The organism is Variovorax sp. RO1 (assembly GCF_002849325.1).
Classification (GTDB): Bacteria; Pseudomonadota; Gammaproteobacteria; order Burkholderiales; family Burkholderiaceae_C; genus Variovorax.
The window spans coordinates 1,901,089-1,922,136 of record NZ_PKMT01000001.1 but is presented as its reverse complement, the minus strand read 5'-3'; the positions used below and the strand labels follow the sequence as shown (position 1 = coordinate 1,922,136).

Genomic DNA, 21,048 nt, shown 5'->3' with positions numbered 1-21,048 from the left:
GAGCCCGACTCAGGCCGCAGCCGCCCCACGCTCGCTCGTGATCTCCGCGCCTTCACGCATGGTCTTCGTGACCGGCGTGTTAGCCACCACTTCGAGCAGCCGGCTCCACTGCGCATCGGTCAGCGGCCCGCTGGCGTGCAGCACGCGGTGGATGTGCGCCTTGCCGTCCGCGTCCTTCGCGAAGCTCAGCTCGGCCTTGAACTCGCCGAGCTCCCAACCCTTGCGCTGCGCATACATCCGCAGCGTGATCGCGGTACAGGCGGAGAGCGCGGCCAGGTAGTAGTCGTAGGGCGCCGGCCCCGCGCCCTGCCCGCCCAATGACGCCGGCTCGTCCGCCACGAGCTGGAACTTGCCGACCTGGATGCGGTGATTGAAATCGACGTCGGTGGAAACGATCGATGCGGTGACTCCGTGGCCCATGGGTGTGTGCTCCTTGTTGGCAAGCAAGCATTCTGGCGCGGCCGGAATGCCCGAAAACATCTGCGCCACCGGGGTTGATCCAGAGGCACATAATCTTCGCCGGGCGGCCATGCCAGGGGTCGCCAGCCACCCCGGCACAAGCGGGGCGCGCCGCCTTCCTGCCTGGCATCGACGGAACGACACCATGAGCGCACTGCACATGTTCATCCCGGTCTCCGAGCCCGCACGCAGCGAAGCGCTGGCGCAGTTCATCAAGACACACCACGTTCCCCGCCATCTGGTGCGAGGCACCTCGCGCAAGATGCCGACCGACTGCGGACCGCCCGCGCCGGTGCGCACATCGCAGGAGTTGCCGCAAGCGACTCAGACACCCGCCGCGTCGGCCTGAACTACCGCGCTTCGGCGCCCGGAGGCCTGCGGTCGGGGCCCGGGCACCAGACATTCACCTGGTGTCTGATTCGCGACAAATTGGAAATGGCGCTCCATTTTCTGAGACATACTTCACGAATGCGGCGAAAAATAACCGAGAAAAGCCCCCCCGACGATGCCCCCGCTCCACCCCCGGCCACGACAGAGCTGAGGGTCAGTTGGGAACACTCCTTTCCCGACGACGGGTCGAAACTGGTGCTGCATTCGAACTGGATTTCCAACACGCCCGCCACGCAGGCCTACCTCGAGGCGCTGGTCGCCCGTGTCGCGGAGATGGACCCCGCGCCCCGCTGCGTTTTCGAGAAGCGCAAGGCTGTCGTGCCGCGCTCGTTGCCGCCGGACCTCGGCACTTTCACGTCGGCCGAGTTCTGGCAGGTGGCGGAGCTCCTGCACCTGCAAGCCACGCCCTCTCTCGCCGCCGCGCGCCTCGTGCTGGTCGAAGGCATGCGCCCGGCCAAGGCGGCGCGCCAGCTCAACACGAGCCCGCAGGCGCTGACCAACTCGCTGCGAAAGATCCGCACCGAGCGCGCGACCTCGTCGCGCCTGGGGCGGTTGCCGCCCGAGCGGCCACCCGCCAAAGACACCCCGCCGCCCGAGGCCTGAGCGTTCGGCGTCCGGACCGCGGCCGTCAACCGCCGTGTCCGCCCTCGCCCGCCACCGGATGGCGGGCCGCATAGCGCTCCAGCCACAGGTACAGCACGATGCCGCCGGCCAGCGGCAGCAGGTAGTAAAGCGCGCGGTACGCCAGCACGGCGCCCATGAGCGTGCCCTGACGCACGGTGCCCGAGAGTAGCGCCAGGTAGACGGCTTCGATCACGCCGAGGCCGGCCGGAATCGGCGTCACCACGCCGACGATCGACGCCGCCAGCAGCACGCCCAGCACCGTCGCGTACGGCACCTTCTGGCCGAGCAGCAGGTACATGGCGCAGCCCATCACGGCCCAATTGGTGGCCGAGAGCCCAAGCTGCACCAGCGCCAGCTGCGCCGACGGCAGCTCGAGCCGCCGCCCCTTCACCTGCCAGTGCCGGCCGTGCAGGAAGAAGCAGGCCACCACGTAGGCAACGGCGAGCAGCACCATCCCGATACCGAGCGCGCGAAAGGCGTCCACGCCCATGTGCGCCTCGCGCGGCGGCGTGATGGCGCCGGCCGCGAACAGGCTGCCGGCCAGCAGCCCGTAGCCGAGCCAGTTGGTGGCCAGGCTGATGCCGACGATCTGCGCCACCGTGGCTTCGTCCAGCCCGGCGCGCGCATAGAGCCGCGCACGCAGCGCGATGCCGCCGACCAGCGAACCGAGGTTGAGATTGAAGGCATAGCTCACGACCGCGATGGCCCAGCTGCGCCAGCGCGGCAGCCGATGCCGTGTGTGCCGCCGCCCGATCAGGTCGAAGCATCCGTAGAGCGCGTGGCTCAACGTGGCGACCCCGAGCACGCCAAGCAGCAGCATCGCGGGATAGCGCTGCAGCGCCTCCCATGCGCCGGCCCAGTCGACCTTGTGCGCGTGCGACAGCAACAGGCCCAGCACCACGAGCCCAAGCACCGGCAATGCCCAGCGACGGCAGCGGTGCCACAGCGACGGCTTGTCCGAAGACACAGCGGCGGTCGAATCGAGCGTGGTGGCGTGGCGGTTCATGACGGGCTGCCCGTGCCGCGCAATGCCGCAATGAGCGCCGCGAGGTCGAGCGGCTTGAGCAGGTGATGGTCGAACCCGGCGGCGGCGATGCGCTCCCGGTCGCCCTGCTGGCCCCAGCCCGTGAGCGCGACGAGCACGAGCCCGCGCAGCGCCGAGTTGGCGCGCAGCCGGGCCGCGAGTTCGAAGCCGTCCATGCCCGGCATGCCGATGTCCAGGATCGCGAGCCCCGGCGCCGGGCCGTCGGCCACCAGCGCGAGCGCGGCTTCACCGCTGTAGGCCACGCGCGGCGACGCCCCCATCGCGCGCAGCAGGTCGCCCAACGCATCGGCCGCGTCGCGGTTGTCGTCGACGACCAGCACCGCGGCCGGCAGCGCGGCGGGCCAGCCCGCAATGGCGGGCGGCGGCGAGGGCCGCACGCTGCTTGCGGCGCCGATGAGCGGCAGCCGCACGCAGAACGTCGCGCCCTGGCCGAGCCCCGCGCTCATGGCCTCGACGCTGCCGCCGTGCAGTTCGACCAGGCTCTTGACCAGCGTCAGGCCGATGCCCAGCCCGCCCTGCGCGGCCTTCGAGGTGCTGCTGACCTGCACGAACATCTCGAAGATCGAGCGCAGCATGTCGGGCGCAAGGCCGGCGCCGTTGTCGCGCACCTCGACCACGGCGACACGCTCCTGCGCGCGCAGCACGACGTTGATCGTTCCGCCGGGCGCCGTGTACTTGGCGGCGTTGTTGAGCAGGTTCGAGAACACCTGCGTGAGCCGCACCGCATCGCCGCGCACCACGAGCGGCTCGCGGCCCAGGTCCATGTGCAACGTGTGCCGGGCGCCCTCGAGCACCGGCCGGCTCAGTTCGAGGGCGTCCTTGATCACCGCATCGAGCGCCACGGGTTCCATGCGCAGTTCGATCTTGCCGCGCGTGATGCGCGAGACTTCCATGAGGTCGTTCACGAGCCGCACCATGTGGTCGATCTGGCGGCCCATGAGCTCGTAGTAGCGCAGCGCCTCGGCGGGCTCATACGCCTTGCGCTTCAGCAGCGTCAGCGCGGTGCTCATCGGCGCCAACGGGTTGCGCAGCTCGTGCGCCAGCGTGGCAAGAAACTCGGTCTTGCGCTGGTCGGCCTCGCGCAGCCCGCTCAGCAGGTCGCGCATCTGGTACTGGCGGTTGCGTGCGCGCAGCGCCGCGCGCACCGTGCTCACCAGCGACGCCACGCGCACCGGCCGCTCGATGACGGTGACGTTGGCCAGCCGGCGCATCGCGTTGGCAATGACCACCGAATCCGCGCCCTGGCGCGCCAGGATGAGCACCGGCAGGTCGGACCACGGCGGCTGCGAGGCCAGCGCCTCGGTCAGCGCGGCAGCCGCCGGATCGGACAGCGCTTCTTCGGCCAGCAGGACCGCGCCGGCGCCCTCTTGCAGCCCGCGCACGAGCGCGCAGAAGTCGGTGCAGGTGTGCGAGGCGACCTGCGCGCGTTCAAGCACGGCCTTGGCCATGACGGCGTCCCTTGAAGTCATGGTGCGCAGCAGGATGCGCTGTTCGATGGCAACGGGCGTCTTGGCACTCACGATGTGCGCTGCACGCCGTCGATCGGCACGGGGACGCCCGTCAGGATGCCCCGGAAGTTGCGCAGCGGCTCGCCCACCCGCAGCCCGGTGGCGGTCATCGAGAAATCGCGGATGGTGCGCTCGTGCGCGCCGCCGCGCTTCTTCAGCACCGAGATGGCCTGGCGCACCTCGCCGTCGAGTTCGAAGTAGCGCAGCAGCACCACCGCGTCCGCGAGGTAGCTCGCGTCCACCGGCGTCTGCATCTGCATGCCGATGAGGCCGTGCTGCGCCCCCACCAGCAGCGTGGCCACGCCGGCCTGCCCCAGGTACGACAGCAGCTCGTGCAGCTGCGCGATGAGAAAGCGCTCGTCGGGCATGGCATTGAGGTAGCCGTTGAGGCTGTCGATCACCACCACCGCGGCCTTCGACTCCGTCACCGCCAGCCGGATCAGGTGCACGAACTCGCCCGGCGACAGCTCGGCCGGATCGACCTGCCGCACCAGAACGTGGCCCGAGTCGATGTACTGCGACAGCGGCATGCCCATGCTCTCGCAGCGCGTGCGCAAGGTCTGAATGCCCTCGTCGAAGATGAAGAGCGCCGCGCACTCGCCGCGCTGGGCCGCGGCCAGCGCGAACTGCACGGCCACCGTCGATTTGCCGGTGCCCGGCGCGCCGACGAACAGCGTGCTCGTGCCGCGCTCGATGCCGCCGCCCAGCAAGATGTCGAGTGCTTCCAGGCCGCTGGGAATGCGCGGCTGGTTCAGTGCCGCGGCATGCTCGGACGCCACCAGGCGCGGAAACACGCGCAACCCGCCGCGCTCGATGCGGTAGTCGTGGTAGCCGCCGCGAAAGCGCTGCCCACGGTACTTGCTCACCAGCAGCCGGCGCCGCGCCGTGCCGTAGTCGGAGTGGTTCTGCTCCAACCGCACCACCGCATGCGCGATGCTCTGCACCTGCAGGTCGTGCTTCATGGCGGTCATGTCGTCCAGCAGCATCACGGTGCACTGGCGGCCCGAAAAGAACTGCTTGAGCGCCAGGATCTGGCGCCGGTAGCGCAGCGAACTGCCGGCCAGCAGGCGCAGCTCGGACAGCGAATCGAACACCACGCGCGTGGGCTTGATGACATCCACATCCGACAGGATGCGCAGCGTCGTCTCGCTGAGCTCGACCTCGGACGGATGGAACATCGTGTACTGCTCGTCGGGCTCGAGCGCGGCTTCCGAGGGGAGCATCTCGCGCACATCGATGCCGCTGAGGTCCCAGCCGTGGGACCTCGCCACGCCCTGCAGCTCCTCGGCGGTTTCCGACAAGGTGACATAGAGCACCGGCTCGCCGCGCCGCGCGCCTTCAAGAAGAAACTGCAGCGCAATGGTCGTCTTGCCGGCGCCCGGCGTGCCTTCGATGAGGTACAGCCGGTTGGCGGTGAGGCCACCGCCGAGCACGTCGTCCAGGCCGGGCACGCCGACCATCATCAGGCCTTCGGCGTTCTGCTGCGCCCGGGCTTGTTCCTGTGCCTGCTTGTCCTCGTCCGTGGCCGGGCCGGCCGCGCCATCGAATTTCATTGCGTCCTCCATCGTTGTGGCTCACGAGGAAGGATTTGACGGGGAGACCGGCGCCGCGGCTGTAGGGCATCGCCGTTCCCGCGCAGAAGACAAAACCAACGCGCCGCGCGGGCCGGCGCCGAGCGCAGCGCCGGCGTCAGGATTTCTCGGGCGTCTTGTGCTCGGCGTCGCCGGGCTCCTTGAGTTTGTCGTTGCCGACCTTCTTCATCAGGCCTTCGCCCTCGGTGTCCTTGCCGTCGGTGGGCACGGATTCTTCCTGCGTGATCTCCGGCTCGTCGGAGGCGGGCTTGCGGGGTTTCTGCGTCTGCGATGCGGGCTTCGAGGTCATGAGGCGTTCTCCTGGATGAACATCGACCGTGCAGTGCGCGGGGCCACCACACGCTCAGGCAATGGCGGCACCGCCCGTCAGCCAAGGCCGACGACAACGGCGCGCTTCAGGCGGGTGCGAGCGGCTCGACCGGCGCCTCGCTCGCCTCGATGAAGAGCCGCCGGATCATCGGGAAGCGCGCGCGCACCTGCTGCTCGATGGCGGCGATGGCGTCGGCCGCCTCGCCGGTGGCGGTGCCGTCCTTGAAGTTCACGTCGACGATGGCCAGCACCTCGTTGGCGCCGATGTACATCGAGAGCACGTGGCCCACGTCCTGCACGCTGGGCTGCTGCATCGCCAGGCTGCGTATCGCGCGCGCCGTCTCGGGCCGGATGCCCTCGCCGATGAGCAGCCCGCGCGCCTGGCTGATGAGCAGCACCGCCACGCCGGCCAGCAGCAGCCCGATGACCACCGACGCGGCACCGTCGAGCGCCGGCATGTCGAACCGGTGGCTCGCCCAGATGCCGAGCGCCGCCACGCCCAGGCCGGCCAGCGCGGCCGAGTCTTCAGCGAGCACCGTGTAGGTGGTGGGGTCCTTGCTCTGCCCGAGCGCCTGCCAGAACGGCCGGCCCCGCGCCTCGCGCCGGAACTCACGCAGCGCAATGAAGAAACTCGTGCCCTCGAACAGCGCCGCCAGGCCCAGCACCACGTAGTTCCAAGTCGGGTCGCGCATCGGCTCGGGGTGGCGCATGTGCTGAATGCCTTCGTAGAACGACACGCCGCCGCCCAGCCCGAAGATGAGCACCGCGACGATCAGGCTCCAGAAGTACAGCTCCTTGCCGTGGCCGAAGGGATGCTCGGCGGTCGCCGGACGCTGGCTCAGGCGGATGCCCACGAGCAGCAGCACGCCGTTGAAGGTGTCGACCGCCGAATGGATGCCCTCCGACAGCATGGCCGAGCTGCCGGTGATGCCGGCCACCACGAACTTGGTGGCCGCGATGGCGACATTGGCCGCGATCGCGCCGTAGATCGCGATCTTCGAGCCGGCCATCAGCGGCCGGGCTCAGGGAAGGCCAAGGTAGATCCGCAGATCGTCCTTCACCGTGCCCGCGGACGCGACCGCGATGCGCAGCCGCTCTTCGGTCACACCGAACCACTGGGTCCAGTAGTCGACCGCCTGGGGGTCGGTGATGTCGATGCGCTCGTCATCGTCTGGGGGAACGCGGATCTCCAGGGTGTCCAGCATCGCAGGCCTCCGGGCAGATTGAGGGGAGACGGCAGTGTGGCCGCCGGAGGACACGATGGTGCCGGTCGGATGCCACGGTTGATGCAGGACATTTGCTACAGGCGGGCCTCGGCCCCGCCCGCGCCCGCGTCATTCCGCCTCGGAAGACCCCAGCGTCTTGAGGTCGGCGAACTTGGCCGCCATCGTCGGGTTGCCGCGCGTCAGCTTCTTGATCGTCACGTCCTGTGCCTTGTCGTTCGCCAGGCGCAGGTTCCGGTCGGTGCCGAGCAGGGCTTCTTTCGTCTTCTGCAGGTGGTCGATCGACTTGTCGATCTCTGCAATCGCCTTCTGGAAGTGGCCGGAAGCGAGGTCGTAGTTCCGTGCGAAGGCGGTCTTGAAGGTCTCGAGCTCGGACTCGAACTTCGTGATGTCGATGTTCTGCGCCCTCACGAGTGCGAGCTCCGACTTGTACTTGAGCGAGTTCATCGCCGCATTGCGCAGCAGCGTGATGATCGGAAGAAAGAACTGCGGGCGCACGACGTACATCTTCGGATAGCGATGGAACACGTCGACGATGCCGGTGTTGTAGAGCTCGTTGTCGGGCTCCAGCAGCGAGACCAGCACCGCGTACTCGCACCCCTTTTCGGCACGGTCCTTGTCGAGTTCCTTCAGGAAGTCTTCGTTCTTGTTCTTCGTCGCGGTGCGATCGCTCTCGTTCTTCATCTCGAACATGATCGAGACGATCTCGGTGCCCGCCTCGTCCGCGTCGCGAAAGATGTAGTCGCCCTTGCTGCCGGTGCGCGCGTCGTTGTCCTTCTCGAAATAGGCCCGGGGAAACGCCATCGACCGGATGCGGTTGAACTCGGTCTCGCAGTGCTGCTCCAGGGTCTCGCCCACCATCTTGGTCGACAGACGCGCCTTCATGTCGCGCAGGCGCTCGATGGCGTCGTCGCGGTCCTTGATCTGCGTCTCGTACTTGTCCTTGAGCGACTTTTCGGCGAGCTGCTTTTCGAGCTGCGTGCGCTCGAGGCCGCTCTTCAGCTGGTCGCGCTCTTTTTCGACCAAGCTGACGGCCTCGGTGATCGCGAGCTTCTGCGCCACCTCGATCGCATCGAGCTTGGCCTTCAGGTTCTGGATCTCCACGTCTTTTGCCGCGGCGCCCTTCTGCAGTTCGCCCAGGTGCCGTGCCTCGGCAAGTGCGGTGGCGGCCAGCTTGTCCTGCCGGGCCTTTTCGAGTTCGTTGGCAAGCGCATCGCGTTCTTTTTCGACGGTGCCCAGGGCTTCGCTCACGGCGAGCTTGCGCGCAACCTCGCCGGCCTCGAGCCTCGCCTTGAGTTCCTGGATCTCGCCGTCCTTGGCTGCCGCGGCCTTCTGCAATTCGCCGGCGGCCCTGGCTTGCGCGAGTTCGATGGCGTTGCGCTTGTCCTGCTCGGCCAGCTCCAGCCGCTCGTGCAACTGCTTCTCGAAGTCGCCGTCGCGCACCTGCTTCAGGATGTCCGCGTACCCGGCCTCGTCGATCTTGAATGCTTTCCCGCAGTGCGGGCAGATGATTTCATGCATGGCTACTTACCTTCGGCCTCAACTCTCATGTGCAACTTCCAATGTGTGTCTGCGTGGGGGGATGTTAGAGCGTGCGACCCGGCCCCGACGGGGCATTCCCCCTGCGCGGGCGGTTCAAGGCGCATCATGGGCCGATGAACATCCACCTCGGCTTTGAGATCGCGTACCAGTTTCCCCGGCCGACGCCGATGATCCTGACCCTCAGCATCCACTATTCGCGCGCCTCGGACCTCGTGCGGCCCGACCATCTGCTCACGAATCCGGCCGTTCCCACCAGCGCCTACCGCGACATGTTCGGGAACTGGTGCACCCGCCTGGTCGCCCCCGCGGGCCGCTTCGTGTTGAGCACGGACACCGTGGTCCGCGACAGCGGCGCACCCGACATCGTCGCGCCCTCGGCGCCGCAGGTGCCGGTGGAGTACCTGCCCGAATCGACGCTGGTTTACCTGCTGGGCAGCCGTTACTGCGAAACCGACCTGCTGTCCGACTTTGCGTGGCAGCGCTTCGGCAACGGCCCGACCGGCTGGGGCCGCGTGCAAGCGGTGTGCGATTTCGTGCATCACCACATCGAGTTCGGCTATCAGCACGCCCGGCGCACGCGTTCGGCGTTCGAGGCCTTCAACGAAGGACAAGGCGTGTGCCGCGACTACGCGCACCTGGCGCTCACCCTGTGCCGCTGCCTGAACATTCCGGCCCGCTATTGCACCGGCTACCTCGGCGATGTCGGCACCCTGCCGCCCTACGGCACGATGGATTTCGCAGGCTGGTTCGAGGCCTTCCTGGGCGACCGCTGGTACACCTTCGATGCGCGCAACAACGTGCCCCGCATCGGCCGCGTGCTGATTGCACAAGGGCGCGACGCCAGCGACGTCGCGTTGTCCAGCACCTTCGGGCCCAACGAGCTGGACGGGTTCAAGGTGTGGTGCGACGAGGTTCAGTGAGCTGATCAGTCCACTGTGTCGAAGAACGACAGCTTGCGCGCACGCGGCAATGCCTTCACCTTGAGTTCCGCCCGCAGTGCCGCGCCCCTGTCCGCATAGCAGCGGGCGGCCAGCACGCGCAGCGGAGGACGCGCGCGCGTGAATTTGGCGCCGAGACCGAAAAGGTGCTGGAAGAAGCGCTGCTCCACATCGATGGCGATGCCGGCGTAGTACACGCCGCCCTCGCATTCGAGGAGGTAGAGCCAATAGGGAGTGGGCGGCGGGGCAGGCAAGGTTCGGGGCACGCGGAATTGTGCCGCGACATTCCCGCATGCCGTGCCTCTCCACGTTGAAGTGCGCGCGCATGACGCAGGTCAAGAAGTTTTCCGTTTCGAAACGCTTCCCCCGGGGAACCCGGCCGCGTCGTGCTTAGACTCCCCCCTGCGCGCATTCGCGTCGCTGAATTCTTTTTTCCACCCTTCCATTGAAAGAGTCCCCGCCTTGAACAAGACCGACCTCGTTGCAGCCATTGCCGCAGACACCGACCTCAGCAAGATCGATGCTGCCCGCGCACTTGATTCCGTCATCGACAACCTCTCCCGTGCACTGGCACGCGGCGACACCGTGCAGCTGATCGGCTTCGGCACCTTCACGGTGTCGGACCGCCCCGAGCGCTCCGGCCGCAACCCGTCGACCGGCGAGCCCATGACCATCAAGGCCAGCAAGGCGCCGAAGTTCTCCGCAGGCAAGGCCCTGAAGGACGCAGTCAACGTCGCCAGCTGAGCGCGAAGGTCGGTTTGGGCGTGCTGTGCACGTCGAGCCGACCTTGGCCAGAAGAGCCCGCGTCGTGACGTCGTCAAGGCCATGACGCTGTCTCCCATGGGCTGAAGAATCGCATTGGCGATCGGCCGGGGCCCGCCCGCGGATGGAAGACCGGCGGCGCAATCGACTTGCATCCGCACGGTCAATCCCGTACGCTGGCCCGGCGTCCACGCGCACCGTCCGAGCCCCTGCGGGCCGCCGGGTCGGCCTTGCGGGCGCGCAAAGGAGACCCGCCATGCCAAGCCGATCGAACGGCCTCGCGGCCGAAGTGCAAGCCGTGCGAACCCTGGCGCTCGTGGGCGCCGCGGCTTCCGGCAAAACCTCCCTCGCCGAGGCCTTGCTGTTCAAGGCGGGCGCCATCGGGGCGTGCGGCAGCATCGAGCGCGGCAGCACCGTCAGCGACCACGACCCGCTCGAACGCCGCATGCTGCATTCGCTCAACGCGTCGGTGCTGCACCTCACGCATGCCGCCACGCGCATCCACCTCATCGACACGCCCGGCGGCCCCGACTTTCTCGGCCAGAGCCTGCCGGCACTGGAGGCAGTCGAAACGGTGGCGGTGGTCATCAATGCCGCCAACGGCATCGAGCCGATGGCCGTGCGCATGATGGAGTACGCCGCCTCGCGCCACCTCGCCCGCATGATCGTCGTCACCAAGATCGATTCGCAGGGCGTCTCGCTGGCGGGCCTGCTGGCCGACATCCAGGCCACCTTCGGCCGCGAATGCCTGCCGTTGAACGTGCCCGACGGCGTCAACAGGCAGGTGATCGATTGCTTCTTCAACCGCTTCGGCCGCTCCGACTTCGGCTCCGTCGAGGCGGCGCACCGCGCGCTGGTCGAGCAGGTGGTCGAGGTCGATGCGGCTTTTGTCGAGCGCTACCTCGAGGAAGGCGACGTGGACCCGGCCGAGCTGCATGCGCCGCTCGAGCAGGCGCTGCGCGAAGGCCACCTGATTCCCGTGTGTTTTGTCTCGTCGCGCAGCGGCGCCGGCGTGGCCGAGCTGCTGGACGTGATCGTCAAGCTCCTGCCCGACCCGACCGAGGGAAATCCGCCGGAGTTCATCGTCGGCGAGGGCGCGCAGGCTCAACCCATGAAGGCCCTGCCCGACCCGTCGCTGCATGTGCTGGCGCATGTGTTCAAGGTCACCATCGATCCGTATGTCGGCAAGATGGGCATCTTTCGCGTGCACCAGGGCACGCTCACGCGCGACAGCCAGCTCTACATCGGCGACGGCCGCAAGCCCTTCAAGGTGGGGCACCTGTTCATGCTCCAGGGCAAGGACCATGTCGAGGTGTCGCGCGCGCTGCCCGGCGACATCGTGGCGGTGGCCAAGGTCGACGAGATCCATTTCGATGCCGTGCTCCACGATGCCGCCGAAGACAGCCACGTGCATCTCGCGCCGCTGCCGTTCCCGGTGCCGGTGTACGGCCTGGCCATCGAGCCCAAGCGCCACGGCGACGAGCAGCGCGCCTGGGAAATTCTCGGCAAGCTCGCGGCCGAAGACCCGTGCCTGCGCATCGAGCACGTGGCCGCGACCAACGAGACGGTGCTCTACGGGCTCGGCGAGCTGCACCTGCGCATCGCGCTCGAACGCCTGCGCGAGGTGTACCACTTCGAGGTGCTGACGCGGCCGCCGCGCATCGCCTACCGCGAGACCGTGACTGCCCCGGCCGAGGGCCACCACCGCCACAAGAAGCAGTCCGGCGGCGCCGGCCAGTTCGCCGAAGTCTTCCTGCGCATCGAGCCGCTCGCGCGCGGCGCGGGTTTCGAGTTCGCCGACGAAGTCAGGGGCGGCGCGATCCCGGGGCAGTTCATCCCTGCGGTCGAAAAAGGCGTGCGCGAAGTGCTGACCTACGGCGCGATCGCCGGCTACCCCGTGGTCGACGTGCGCGTCGTGGTGTACGACGGCAAGCACCACAGCGTCGACAGCAAGGACATCGCTTTCGCGACCGCCGGCCGCAAGGCTTTCATGGCCGCGATCCGCGAGGCCCGCCCGGCCGTGCTCGAACCGATCGTGCAGATCGAGATCGCCGTGCCCGAGCATTCCGTCGGCGACGTCACGAGCGACCTGTCATCGCGGCGCGGCCTCGTCACCGGCACCACGGGCCAGGGCGGCGGCACGGTGGCCATCGGCGGGCAGGTGCCCGAGGTCGAGTTGGCCAACTACCAGTCGCGGCTGCATGCGATGACCGCCGGCCAGGGCCGCTACACCATCGCGTTGTCGCACTACGAGGCGGTGCCGCCGGCTGTGCAGAAGACGTTGATGGGTGAGTACCGGGTGCGCGACGACGACTAGCAGAAGCTCGGGGCAATTCAGCAGGACTTGAACGTGAAGCGGGGCAAGGCCTTCGAACGCTAGAAGAGCCCGCGCTGTGAAGTCGTCAAGGCCACGAAGCTGTCCCCCATCGGCTGAAGGATGGCGTCGGCGATCGGCTGCAGCTGCCGCGTCAGTTAGTGCTCGTAGTCGATGCGCGAATGGCGGGTTTCCAGCGGCTCCGGTCCGTTCTGCGTCATGACGTACTGAATCCAGCCGCCTTTTTGATATTGCTTGGGTCGGCCGACCCGGCCGTTGTGGTCGTCGGCAATGCGCGCGGCCCGCACCTGCGGCGGCACGTTGACCAGGTAGGCATCGAGCTGATGGCGCAGGCGCTTGCGGTAGATGAGCAGGTCGTCCTTGGCGCCCGCCAGCGTCGACCTTGCGTAATCGGTCACGAACGCCTTGTAGGGCTCGCCCTGGAAGATGCGTGACAGCAGACCCTCCTGGAACTGGCGCGCCAGCGGGGTCCAGTCGCTGCGTGCCATCTCGAGGCCGCGGTACACCATCTCCTCCTTGCCCGCGGCGTCCACGCTGAGACCCGCGTAGCGCTTCTTGCTGCCCACCTCCGAGCCGCGGATGGTGGGCATGAAGAACTTCTTGTAGTGGGTGTCGACCTCGATCTCGAGAAAGCTCTCCAGGCCCTGTTCTTCGCGCAGCGTGCGCGCCCACCAGTCGTTGATGTCGGCCGCCAGGCGGGTCGCGACGGCGTGCGCCTCGTCGTTGGTGTGGGCGCGCCTGAGCCAGATAAAGATGGAGTCGGTGTCGCCATAGATGGCCTCGTAGCCGCGCTGCTCCACGAACTCGCGCGTGAGCTTCATCATCTCGTGCCCGCGCAGGGTCACGGCGGACACCAGCTTCGGGTTGAAGAACCGGCACTCGGACGCGCCCAGCACGCCGGCAAACGAGTTCATGAGCAGCTTCAGCGCCTGCGACAGCGGCTCGTTCTTCGTGCGCTTGGCCTCGTCCCGCGCGCGCCACAGCGTGGTCACGATTTCCGGCAGGCAGTGCCTGTCGCGCGAGAAGACGGTGCCTTGCGGACCCTGGATGAGCACGCTCGGATCGGCGGCGTTCGAGCCCTCGACGAGCCCCACCGGATCGACCAGAAAGGTGCGGATGATCGAGGGGTAGAGGCTCTTGTAGTCCAGCACCACGACGGAGTCGTAGAACCCCGGCTTCGAGTCCATCACGTACCCGCCGGGATAGGCCTTGCTCGCAATCTCGCCCACGCTCGGCGCGACGTAGCCCAGGCGGTGCATGCGCGGCAGGTAGTGGTGGCTGAACGCGGCAATGGAGCCGCCGAAATGGTCGGCCTGCAGGCCGGTGACCTGGGCGCGCTCCATCATGAACTGCAGCAGCTTGGCCTTGTCGAAGATGCGCAGCACCAGCTCGCAGTCGCGGATGTTGTAGAGCGCGAGCGCGGGCTTGTCTTCCTGATACCGCCGCTCGATCTCCGCCATCTTGTCGTACTCGTCGCCGATGGCCTTGCCTTCACCGAGCAGCGTTTGCGAGACGTTCTCTAAGCTGAAGGACGGGAAGCTCCACACCGCGGCCTTGAGCGCGTCGATGCCGTCGAGGATGACCCGGCCCGGCGTCGGCGCGAACAGGTAGCCCTGCTTGCCCGGATGGGTTCGCCATTCGATGGGTCGGCGCTCGCGCCCCAGGAGGAACGGCACGCCGCAGTCGTTGGCGGTCTTCTGGAGCACGCGCAGATCGAACTGGATGACGTTCCATCCGATGACGACATCGGGGTCGTTGCGCTCGAACCAATCGTTGAGCTGCTCGATCATGGCCTTGCGGGTCGGGCAGTAGACGAGCGAGAAATCCATGGGCTCGCCCGGCTCGGACGGCGGCTCGCCCAGCATGAAGACGACACGCTCCGGTGTGCCGTCCAGCGCGATGGAATAGAGCCCTTCATGCTGACTCGTCTCGATGTCCAGCGACACGACCTTCGGCACCGGCCGGAATTCGGGCGCGGGCTTGAGCTTGCAGTCGACGAGGGCGGCGCCCTCAACCCGCCCTCCTTCCACCCGCACGCCGGCGGTGATGAAGCGCTCCATCAGGTAGCGGTCGTGCGGGCGCACGTCGGCTTCGAGCAGCGGGATGCCTTGTGCCTGGAGCGCGCGGGCCAACCGGCCGAGCTGACGGAAGTGCGTCGCGTAGACACCGAGGACGGGTTCCTGCTGGAAGCTCTGAAGCTCGAGCTCACGCAGCTGCACACCCGGCATGGCCGCGAGGTGGGCTTCCACCGCAGCCCTGTGCCGGGCGGCGACGAACGCGACGCTGCTGTGGGAAGTCAGGACCACTTTCCGTGGCCCCGCCTCGGTGGCCAGCCAGTACTCGATCTCGGTGCCGGTGGGCGCATCACGCCAGTGGCGCGTGAGGATGAAGCCGTTGAGGTCGGTGGAGGTCACGGGCGCGGGGAGATCGGGTCGAGGGGAAAGGCGGACTTGGTGTTGGGAGATTTTCACCCGGTCGTTTGCGACTCTGACCCGTTGATCCATCCACTGATTGGGTCGTGTGAAAAGAGTCGAATCTTCGCCCCTTGCACCCCGCGCTACCGGTTCCCGTGGACTCCCACAAATACGGTATTTGGTTTGCAAACAACTCCACTAGATTCGCCCCATCACGGACCAAGAAGATGCAGGGCCCGAGCGAACGATGCCCCGCTTCACTTGCTATCGGCGGGCCTCACGAGTTGCGCGTCGGCCCTCCCGCAAAGCGTTCGGACCAAAGCGATTTCGAGTGGGGACAGATGAAAAAGAGACTGGCAAACAAGGAGTTGAAATGAACGTAAAAAAAGTTGCATGTGCAGCCGTGCTTGGCGCGGTCTGGTCGTCGCTGGTATTCGCTCAATGCGAGCCGGAGCAGCGAGCGTATGACATTGCAGGAGCAAGCTGCCACAAGAAATGGAGAACACCAAACGACATTTCCGAATGCAGAAACGAAGAACTGGCGGCTGCGGCGGCGAAGCTGCAGCAATGCTTCAGAGACATCAACGCCGGAAAGCGCAAGCGTTGATCGGATGCCGAGCACAGGAAAACTCATCGCAATTCATCATTGATCAACGAGGCAAAAAAAAAGGAGTTCCTATGATTCGATTTTCTCTCGCCATCTTGCTGGCCTTCGTGTCTTCTCATGCGCTCGCCAGCAACTGGACGACCGCCATGGACAACAAGAGAAGATGTGAAACCGCCGCCCATGAGGCTGAAAAAGATCGCCGGCACATGGCAGCCAATCACTACAAGCAGTGCGCCAAGGAGTTTCAGGCTGCCGCCCAATACTTTCGGGAAAATGATCAGGCGTACAACGGAAAAACGGCTTTTCAGCGTGGGCTTGACCAACACAACAAGGGGAACATGCAATAGCCAGCATGCCTTGCGCTGTGACGATGGACTCGAGCGCGGTGGAAGACCGGCGAGCCCATCCACAGCGACATCGAGCTGATCGCGATTCGCAATGACCGACAGGCCCCTGCACCTCTACATGACGATGTCCGAGATGTTCTCGGACCACCTGAGTGCAACGGGGGCCTACCCGGACAAGTTCATCTTGAGCACCGTGCTGCACAGGCAGTACTTGCGAGACTGGGTGCTCATGCGTCAGATGGTCACGACGCGCATCGACCCGACCCACCACATGGGTGTGCCCATCGAGATTTCCGACACCACTGTCAGCATCATGGTGGCCTCTGACGGCACAGAGGTCGCGCTCCCGTGATGCGCCTGCGCCCTCTGCGTTTCGTCGCCCCGCTCTGGCAGACGCGGGCCGGCGCAACCCGAATCGCGCGGCATCCCAAGGATTACCATCGACCGGGCCACGCCGCCCCTCTCATGCCCATGAACGTCGACACCGCCTCCGTGCCCCCTGCCATCGCCCAGGAAATGCCCGCCCCCGACGGCCCGCTGTCGCGCGCGCGTCCGGGGCGCGAACGCATCATGGCGGCCATCCGCACGGCGGCGGTGACCGAGTTCAGCCTGCACGGCCTGAAGGGCACCTCCACGCAGGCCATCGCCGCGCGCGCCGGCCTCACCAAGCCCCAGCTGCACTACTACATCGCCGGCAAGGAAGAGCTCTACGAAGAGCTGCTGATGCAGGTGCTGCATGCCTGGAAGGTGGTGTTCTCGTTCGAGGACGCCAGCGGCCCGGCCACGGTGCTGGGCGACTACATCCGCAAGAAGCTCGACCACGCGTTCGACAACCCCGAGATCTCGCGCATCTTCACGCGTGAAGTGCTCGACGGCGGTCGCAACCTCGACCGCTACTGGCCCAACGCGCAGGCCTGGACGCAGAAGAAGGTCGACATCATCAACGGCTGGATCGCGCGCGGCCAGATGCGCCCGCTCGATGCGCGACTGCTGCTGATGCACATCTGGGCCATGACCCAGAGCTACGCCGACTACGCGATCCAGACGCGCGTGATGCTCGGCCTGCCGCCCGAGGCACCGATCGACCGCGAACCGATCGCGCGGGAACTGGTGGCGTTCGTGCTGGGCGGCTGCGGCATCAAGGCCTGAGTTCCACAGCGCGCCGCCGTTCAGGCCACGTCCGCTTCCCAGGCACGGCCCGTCGGGTCGGCCAGTGCAAGCCGCATCGTCTCGATGAAACGGCGCAGGCGCGCGGGCTGGAAGCGCGCATGCGGATAGACCAGGTACACGGGCAGCGGCGCCACTTGCCATTGCGGCACGAGCTGCACCAGCCGTCCCGCGGCGATGTCGGCTTTCAATAGCCAGGTCGAACCCAGGCAGGCGCCCAGGCCCATGCGGGCCGCGCTTTGCAGCGCGTAAAGGCTGTCGGTGCTCATGCGCGGCTGGATCGGCACGCGCGCGATTTCCCCGCTCGGCCAGTGCGTGAACTGCACCTCGTTGCGATAGAAGGTGCGCAGCGCCAGCCACGGCAGCGCGGCCAGTTCGGCCGCGTGCGTGGGCGGCGTGCGCCCTTCCAGCACCGAACGCGCGGCCACCACCACGCGCGGCACCTCCGAGAGCTTGACCGCCACGGCCATGGCGTCGGTCACCTCGCCCACCTGGATCGCGCAGTCGACGCCTTCGGCGATGAAGTCGGGCCGGCGGTCGTTCAGCAGCCATTCGACGGACACGCGCGGATAGGCGCGCAGGTAGTCGGCCAGCGGACCGACCAGCAGCATCTGGCCCAGCGCATGCGGCGCCACCACGCGCAGCGTGCCCTCGGGCTCGTCGCCCACGCCGCGCAGGTCGGCCTCGAAGGCATGCCAGTCGGCAATCAGCTCCCTGGCGCGCTCGTAGCAGCGCTCGCCGTCCTCCGTGAGCTTCATGGCGTGCGTGGAGCGGCGCAGGAGCCGCACGCCCAGCGAGCGCTCCAGCGCCTGCAGGCGACGGCTCACGGTGGGCTGGGTCGCGCCCATCTGGAGCGCGGCCGCCGACAGGCTGCCGGCCTCGACGATGTGGACAAAGGTCTGCATCAGCTCGATGCGATCGACAGCGGGTGAAGTTGACATGGCCTTGCTTTATACGTCTGGCGTATTGGCATTGTGCGGCTCGCGGGACTACCAAGCCAAGCACCCAGCGAGCACATTTCAGGCATTGCTTCAAACTCAAGGGTTAACACCATGTCTTCCATTCAAAGCACGCATGCACCGGCCACGGCGCAGGGGCACGACCTGCCAGCTTCGCTCGTCCTGCTGCTGGCCGCCGGCGCGGGGCTGTCGGTGGCGTCGCTCTACTACGTGCAGCCGATGCTCGGGGTGCTGGGCGCCGACATCGGCGCCTCCACCCGCGCGGTGGGTTTCATTCCCACGCTCACGCTGCTGGGCTATGCGCTGGGCATCCTGCTGCTGGCGCCGCTGGGCGACCGCTTCGACCGGCGCCGCATCGTGCTGATCAAGGCGACGGCACTGTGCGCCGCGCTGCTGGTGGCCGGCGCCGCACCGTCGATCGGCGTGCTGCTCGCGGCCAGCCTGGCGATCGGGCTGGCGGCCACCATGGCGCAGGACATCGTGCCCGCCGCCGCCACGCTGGCGCCCGACGCCACGCGCGGCAAGACGGTCGGCACGGTGATGACGGGGTTGCTGCTGGGCATCCTGCTGTCGCGCGTGGTGAGCGGCTTCGTGGCCGAGCACTTCGGCTGGCGCGCGATGTTCATCGCGGCCGCGGCCAGCATCGCGCTCATCGGCGCCGCGGCCTGGCGCGGGCTGCCGCGCTTCCGGCCGACCACGCACCTGGCCTACGGCGCACTGCTCGGCTCACTGGGCACGCTGTGGTCGCGCCACGGCACGCTGCGCCGTGCGGCGCTGGCCCAGGCGCTGCTGGCCGTGGGCTTCAGCGCGTTCTGGTCGACGCTGGCGGTGATGCTGCACGGCGCGCCCTTCCACCTGGGCAGCGCGGCTGCCGGCGCCTTCGGCCTGGCCGGCGCGGCGGGCGCACTGGCGGCGCCGCTGGCCGGGCGGCTCGCCGACCGGCGCGGGCCCGAACTGGTGACGCGCCTGGGCGCGGGGCTGACGGTGGTGTCGTTCGCGGCCATGGGGCTGGCCCCTCTGATGGCGCCGCATGCGCAGCTGTGGCTGCTCGCACTCGCCGCGGTTGGTTTCGACCTGGGCATGCAGGCGACGTTGATCGCGCACCAGACGATCGTCTACGGCATCGAGCCCGGCGCGCGCAGCCGGCTCAATGCGGTGCTGTTCACCGGCATGTTCATCGGCATGGCGACCGGCTCGGCGCTGGGTGCGCTGGCGCTCGCCTCCTGGGGCTGGGCCGGCGTGACGGTGCTGGCGACCGCCACGGCCGCCGCCGCGCTGGCGGTGCGGCTCTGGCCGCGCAAGGCAACGGCCACGTAGCCCCACCCACAGCGGGACCGCGCCCGCTCCCCAGTCCGGTGCACCCGGACTGGCACGCCGTTTGCATAACCTGACCACTTGCTCTGATTGATTGGTCAAATTCATGCAACCGCGCGTCGCCTGCTCCCTTTCGATGGAAACCAGCGCCCCCGTGCACCCGGCGGGGGCGCTTTTCACGTGAACGGCATGAACGGCGTGAACGGCATGAATGCGCCCGTGCTGCTGGACCACGCACGGCTGCCGCGCTGGTTGCTGCCCGCCGACTGGCCGCAGCGCCACGGCGTACCCGAACTCGCACGCATCGCCATCGAGGCCGGCCGCGTCCGCTCGGTGCAGCCCGCGACGGACACCGGCACGCCCGCGTCCGGCTGGGACCTCGCCGGCACGCTCGCCCTCCCCGCCTTCGTCGACGCGCACACGCACCTGGACAAGGCGTTCACGCTGCCGCGCATGCAAAAGGTGCAGCCCGGCCTGCTCGGCGCGATCGACGCGATGCTGGCCGACCGCGTGCGCTGGACGCCCGCCGATGTGCGCGAGCGCGCATCGCGCGGCCTGCAGTGGGCCTGGGAATGCGGCACGTCCCATGTGCGCACGCACGTCGACTGGTGGGAGCCCGACGCGCTGCCCATGGCCTGGCCCGTGATGGCCGAGCTGGCGCAGGAATGGGCCGGCCGGGTGCGGCTGGAGCAGGTCGCGCTCATCAAGCTGCCGCTGTTCGAAGACGCGGCGCAGGCCCTGCGCCTGGCGCAACAGGTGAAGGCCACCGGGCCCCACGCGCTGCTCGGCGGCTTCGTGCACTCCAGCAACTGGAGCGAGAACGCGCTGCGCAACCTGCTGGTGTCGGCCCAAGCCTGCGACCTCGACATCGACCTGCACGTGGACGAAGAACTCAACGCCTCCGCCGTCGGCCTGCAGACCACCGCGCACCTCCTGCGCGAGATCGGCTACGAAGGCCGCGTGGTCTGCGGCCACCTCTGCGCGTTGGCGGCCCAGCCCGAGGCGCAGGCCTTCGCCACGCTGGACGCCGTGGCGCGCGCGCCGATCACCGTGGTGTCGCTGCCCGCCACCAACCTGCTGCTGCAGGACGCCGTCACCGGGCGCACGCCGCGCCAGCGCGGCATCACGCTGGTCAAGGAAGCGCAGGCGCGCGGCATTCCGCTGCTGTTCGCGAGCGACAACGTGCAAGACCCGTTCTGCCGGCTCGGCAGCTTCGACCCCGTCGAGGCGCTGGGCACGGCCGCGTTGGCGGCCCAGCTCGATGAGCCCTTCGACACCTGGTCGCAGGCGCTGTGCCGTGCCGACTGGTTGCGGCGCGAACCTGCGCCCGCTCGGCCCACGCTGGTCGGCATGCCGGCCGACCTCGTGCTCTTCACCGAGGCCGACCGCTTCGGCTGGCCTTCGCGCACCGCATCGCGCGTGGTGCTGCGCGACGGTCGCGTCGCGCGCGGCGACGTGCCTGCCGCATGGCGCACCGCCGCCCCCGCCATCGCCTGACCTCACCCAACAACCC

General features: G+C 67.9%; 21 protein-coding genes and 1 pseudogene. 10 read left to right on the top strand and 12 right to left on the bottom strand.

What is annotated here, in order from left to right; genetic code table 11:
* Positions 1-9: 9 nt before the first annotated feature.
* Positions 10-420, bottom strand: a complete 411-nt coding sequence (locus CY658_RS09275; protein ID WP_101489823.1) for an OsmC family protein — start codon at positions 418-420, stop codon at positions 10-12.
* A 184-nt stretch (positions 421-604) separates the two neighbouring features.
* Here CY658_RS09275 and CY658_RS09270 point away from each other — a divergent pair, with 184 nt between their 5' ends.
* Together CY658_RS09270 and CY658_RS09265 are read left to right on the top strand one after the other, a co-directional pair.
* Entirely contained in the window at positions 605-808 is a 204-nt protein-coding gene (locus tag CY658_RS09270; protein WP_101489822.1) for a hypothetical protein, read from the top strand.
* Positions 809-1,044: 236 nt separating this feature from the next.
* Positions 1,045-1,452: a hypothetical protein gene (locus CY658_RS09265; RefSeq protein WP_101489821.1), complete on the top strand. Its 408-nt coding sequence runs from the start codon at positions 1,045-1,047 to the stop codon at positions 1,450-1,452.
* Between the two features lie 25 nt (positions 1,453-1,477).
* Here the strand turns inward: CY658_RS09265 and CY658_RS09260 are convergent, their stop codons facing one another.
* From CY658_RS09260 to CY658_RS09230, 7 genes are all read right to left on the bottom strand, one after another.
* Positions 1,478-2,479, bottom strand: a complete 1,002-nt coding sequence (locus CY658_RS09260) for a lysylphosphatidylglycerol synthase domain-containing protein (RefSeq protein ID WP_101489820.1) — start codon at positions 2,477-2,479, stop codon at positions 1,478-1,480.
* On the bottom strand, positions 2,476-4,038 hold the full coding sequence (locus CY658_RS09255; protein ID WP_257884794.1) for a hybrid sensor histidine kinase/response regulator: 1,563 nt from the start codon (positions 4,036-4,038) through the stop codon (positions 2,476-2,478). The genes CY658_RS09260 and CY658_RS09255 overlap by 4 nt, the downstream gene beginning before the upstream one ends.
* Positions 4,035-5,579, bottom strand: a complete 1,545-nt coding sequence (locus CY658_RS09250; protein WP_101489819.1) for an ATPase domain-containing protein — start codon at positions 5,577-5,579, stop codon at positions 4,035-4,037. Before CY658_RS09250 ends, CY658_RS09255 begins: the two co-directional genes overlap by 4 nt.
* 136 nt (positions 5,580-5,715) lie before the next feature.
* Positions 5,716-5,907: a hypothetical protein gene (locus CY658_RS09245; RefSeq protein WP_101489818.1), complete on the bottom strand. Its 192-nt coding sequence runs from the start codon at positions 5,905-5,907 to the stop codon at positions 5,716-5,718.
* A gap of 106 nt (positions 5,908-6,013) precedes the next feature.
* Complete coding sequence (locus tag CY658_RS09240; protein ID WP_180838901.1) at positions 6,014-6,937, bottom strand: cation diffusion facilitator family transporter; 924 nt, start codon at positions 6,935-6,937, stop codon at positions 6,014-6,016.
* A 12-nt stretch (positions 6,938-6,949) separates the two neighbouring features.
* The gene (locus tag CY658_RS09235) at positions 6,950-7,132 is read right to left on the bottom strand and encodes a DUF3606 domain-containing protein (RefSeq protein WP_101489816.1); all 183 of its coding nucleotides are present in this window, start codon (positions 7,130-7,132) and stop codon (positions 6,950-6,952) included.
* Positions 7,133-7,261: 129 nt separating this feature from the next.
* Entirely contained in the window at positions 7,262-8,671 is a 1,410-nt protein-coding gene (locus CY658_RS09230) for a DUF2130 domain-containing protein (protein WP_101489815.1), read from the bottom strand.
* A 134-nt stretch (positions 8,672-8,805) separates the two neighbouring features.
* Between CY658_RS09230 and CY658_RS09225 the strand changes: the two genes are divergently transcribed.
* The gene (locus tag CY658_RS09225) at positions 8,806-9,612 is read left to right on the top strand and encodes a transglutaminase-like domain-containing protein (RefSeq protein WP_101489814.1); all 807 of its coding nucleotides are present in this window, start codon (positions 8,806-8,808) and stop codon (positions 9,610-9,612) included.
* A 5-nt stretch (positions 9,613-9,617) separates the two neighbouring features.
* On the opposite strand, the gene CY658_RS09220 is transcribed toward CY658_RS09225, so the two are convergent.
* A complete protein-coding gene (locus CY658_RS09220; RefSeq protein WP_101489813.1) occupies positions 9,618-9,896 on the bottom strand; it encodes a GIY-YIG nuclease family protein in 279 nt (92 codons plus the stop codon).
* Positions 9,897-10,074: 178 nt separating this feature from the next.
* Here CY658_RS09220 and CY658_RS09215 point away from each other — a divergent pair, with 178 nt between their 5' ends.
* On the top strand, positions 10,075-10,374 hold the full coding sequence (locus CY658_RS09215) for an HU family DNA-binding protein (RefSeq protein WP_180838928.1): 300 nt from the start codon (positions 10,075-10,077) through the stop codon (positions 10,372-10,374).
* Between the two features lie 274 nt (positions 10,375-10,648).
* Positions 10,649-12,709: an elongation factor G gene (gene fusA, locus CY658_RS09210; RefSeq protein ID WP_101489811.1), complete on the top strand. Its 2,061-nt coding sequence runs from the start codon at positions 10,649-10,651 to the stop codon at positions 12,707-12,709.
* Between the two features lie 59 nt (positions 12,710-12,768).
* Here the strand turns inward: fusA and CY658_RS09205 are convergent.
* Positions 12,769-15,141, bottom strand: a pseudogene (locus tag CY658_RS09205) (DNA polymerase II).
* A 373-nt stretch (positions 15,142-15,514) separates the two neighbouring features.
* Between CY658_RS09205 and CY658_RS32430 the strand changes: the two are divergent.
* Positions 15,515-15,748: a hypothetical protein gene (locus CY658_RS32430; protein WP_143713634.1), complete on the top strand. Its 234-nt coding sequence runs from the start codon at positions 15,515-15,517 to the stop codon at positions 15,746-15,748.
* A gap of 23 nt (positions 15,749-15,771) precedes the next feature.
* Here CY658_RS32430 and CY658_RS32735 read toward each other — a convergent pair whose 3' ends face one another.
* Positions 15,772-16,074, bottom strand: a complete 303-nt coding sequence (locus tag CY658_RS32735) for a hypothetical protein (RefSeq protein ID WP_180838900.1) — start codon at positions 16,072-16,074, stop codon at positions 15,772-15,774.
* A gap of 112 nt (positions 16,075-16,186) precedes the next feature.
* Between CY658_RS32735 and CY658_RS09195 the strand changes: the two genes are divergently transcribed.
* A complete protein-coding gene (locus CY658_RS09195) occupies positions 16,187-16,447 on the top strand; it encodes a hypothetical protein (RefSeq protein WP_101489809.1) in 261 nt (86 codons plus the stop codon).
* Positions 16,448-16,611: 164 nt separating this feature from the next.
* Entirely contained in the window at positions 16,612-17,244 is a 633-nt protein-coding gene (locus CY658_RS09190) for a TetR family transcriptional regulator C-terminal domain-containing protein (RefSeq protein WP_101490301.1), read from the top strand.
* A gap of 20 nt (positions 17,245-17,264) precedes the next feature.
* Here CY658_RS09190 and CY658_RS09185 read toward each other — a convergent pair whose 3' ends face one another.
* A complete protein-coding gene (locus tag CY658_RS09185) occupies positions 17,265-18,203 on the bottom strand; it encodes a LysR family transcriptional regulator (protein WP_101489808.1) in 939 nt (312 codons plus the stop codon).
* Between the two features lie 111 nt (positions 18,204-18,314).
* Here CY658_RS09185 and CY658_RS09180 point away from each other — a divergent pair, with 111 nt between their 5' ends.
* Both CY658_RS09180 and CY658_RS09175 read left to right on the top strand, forming a co-directional pair.
* Complete coding sequence (locus CY658_RS09180) at positions 18,315-19,538, top strand: MFS transporter (RefSeq protein WP_101489807.1); 1,224 nt, start codon at positions 18,315-18,317, stop codon at positions 19,536-19,538.
* Between the two features lie 204 nt (positions 19,539-19,742).
* Entirely contained in the window at positions 19,743-21,032 is a 1,290-nt protein-coding gene (locus CY658_RS09175; RefSeq protein WP_101490300.1) for an amidohydrolase family protein, read from the top strand.
* Positions 21,033-21,048 lie beyond the last annotated feature (16 nt).

Excerpts from the sequence above, each read along its gene's own strand:
- CY658_RS09185 (WP_101489808.1), bottom strand. The coding sequence starts at position 18,203 with ATGTCAACTTCACCCGCTGTCGATCGCATCGAGCTGATGCAGACCTTT.
- CY658_RS09250 (WP_101489819.1), bottom strand. The coding sequence starts at position 5,579 with ATGAAATTCGATGGCGCGGCCGGCCCGGCCACGGACGAGGACAAGCAG.
- CY658_RS09175 (WP_101490300.1), top strand. The coding sequence starts at position 19,743 with ATGAATGCGCCCGTGCTGCTGGACCACGCACGGCTGCCGCGCTGGTTG.
- CY658_RS09230 (WP_101489815.1), bottom strand. The coding sequence starts at position 8,671 with ATGCATGAAATCATCTGCCCGCACTGCGGGAAAGCATTCAAGATCGAC.
- CY658_RS09180 (WP_101489807.1), top strand. The coding sequence starts at position 18,315 with ATGTCTTCCATTCAAAGCACGCATGCACCGGCCACGGCGCAGGGGCAC.
- CY658_RS09195 (WP_101489809.1), top strand. The coding sequence starts at position 16,187 with ATGACCGACAGGCCCCTGCACCTCTACATGACGATGTCCGAGATGTTC.
- fusA (WP_101489811.1), top strand. The coding sequence starts at position 10,649 with ATGCCAAGCCGATCGAACGGCCTCGCGGCCGAAGTGCAAGCCGTGCGA.
- CY658_RS32430 (WP_143713634.1), top strand. The coding sequence starts at position 15,515 with ATGAACGTAAAAAAAGTTGCATGTGCAGCCGTGCTTGGCGCGGTCTGG.
- CY658_RS09240 (WP_180838901.1), bottom strand. The coding sequence starts at position 6,937 with ATGGCCGGCTCGAAGATCGCGATCTACGGCGCGATCGCGGCCAATGTC.
- CY658_RS09225 (WP_101489814.1), top strand. The coding sequence starts at position 8,806 with ATGAACATCCACCTCGGCTTTGAGATCGCGTACCAGTTTCCCCGGCCG.
- CY658_RS09245 (WP_101489818.1), bottom strand. The coding sequence starts at position 5,907 with ATGACCTCGAAGCCCGCATCGCAGACGCAGAAACCCCGCAAGCCCGCC.
- CY658_RS09235 (WP_101489816.1), bottom strand. The coding sequence starts at position 7,132 with ATGCTGGACACCCTGGAGATCCGCGTTCCCCCAGACGATGACGAGCGC.
- CY658_RS09270 (WP_101489822.1), top strand. The coding sequence starts at position 605 with ATGAGCGCACTGCACATGTTCATCCCGGTCTCCGAGCCCGCACGCAGC.
- CY658_RS09260 (WP_101489820.1), bottom strand. The coding sequence starts at position 2,479 with ATGAACCGCCACGCCACCACGCTCGATTCGACCGCCGCTGTGTCTTCG.
- CY658_RS09190 (WP_101490301.1), top strand. The coding sequence starts at position 16,612 with ATGCCCGCCCCCGACGGCCCGCTGTCGCGCGCGCGTCCGGGGCGCGAA.
- CY658_RS09275 (WP_101489823.1), bottom strand. The coding sequence starts at position 420 with ATGGGCCACGGAGTCACCGCATCGATCGTTTCCACCGACGTCGATTTC.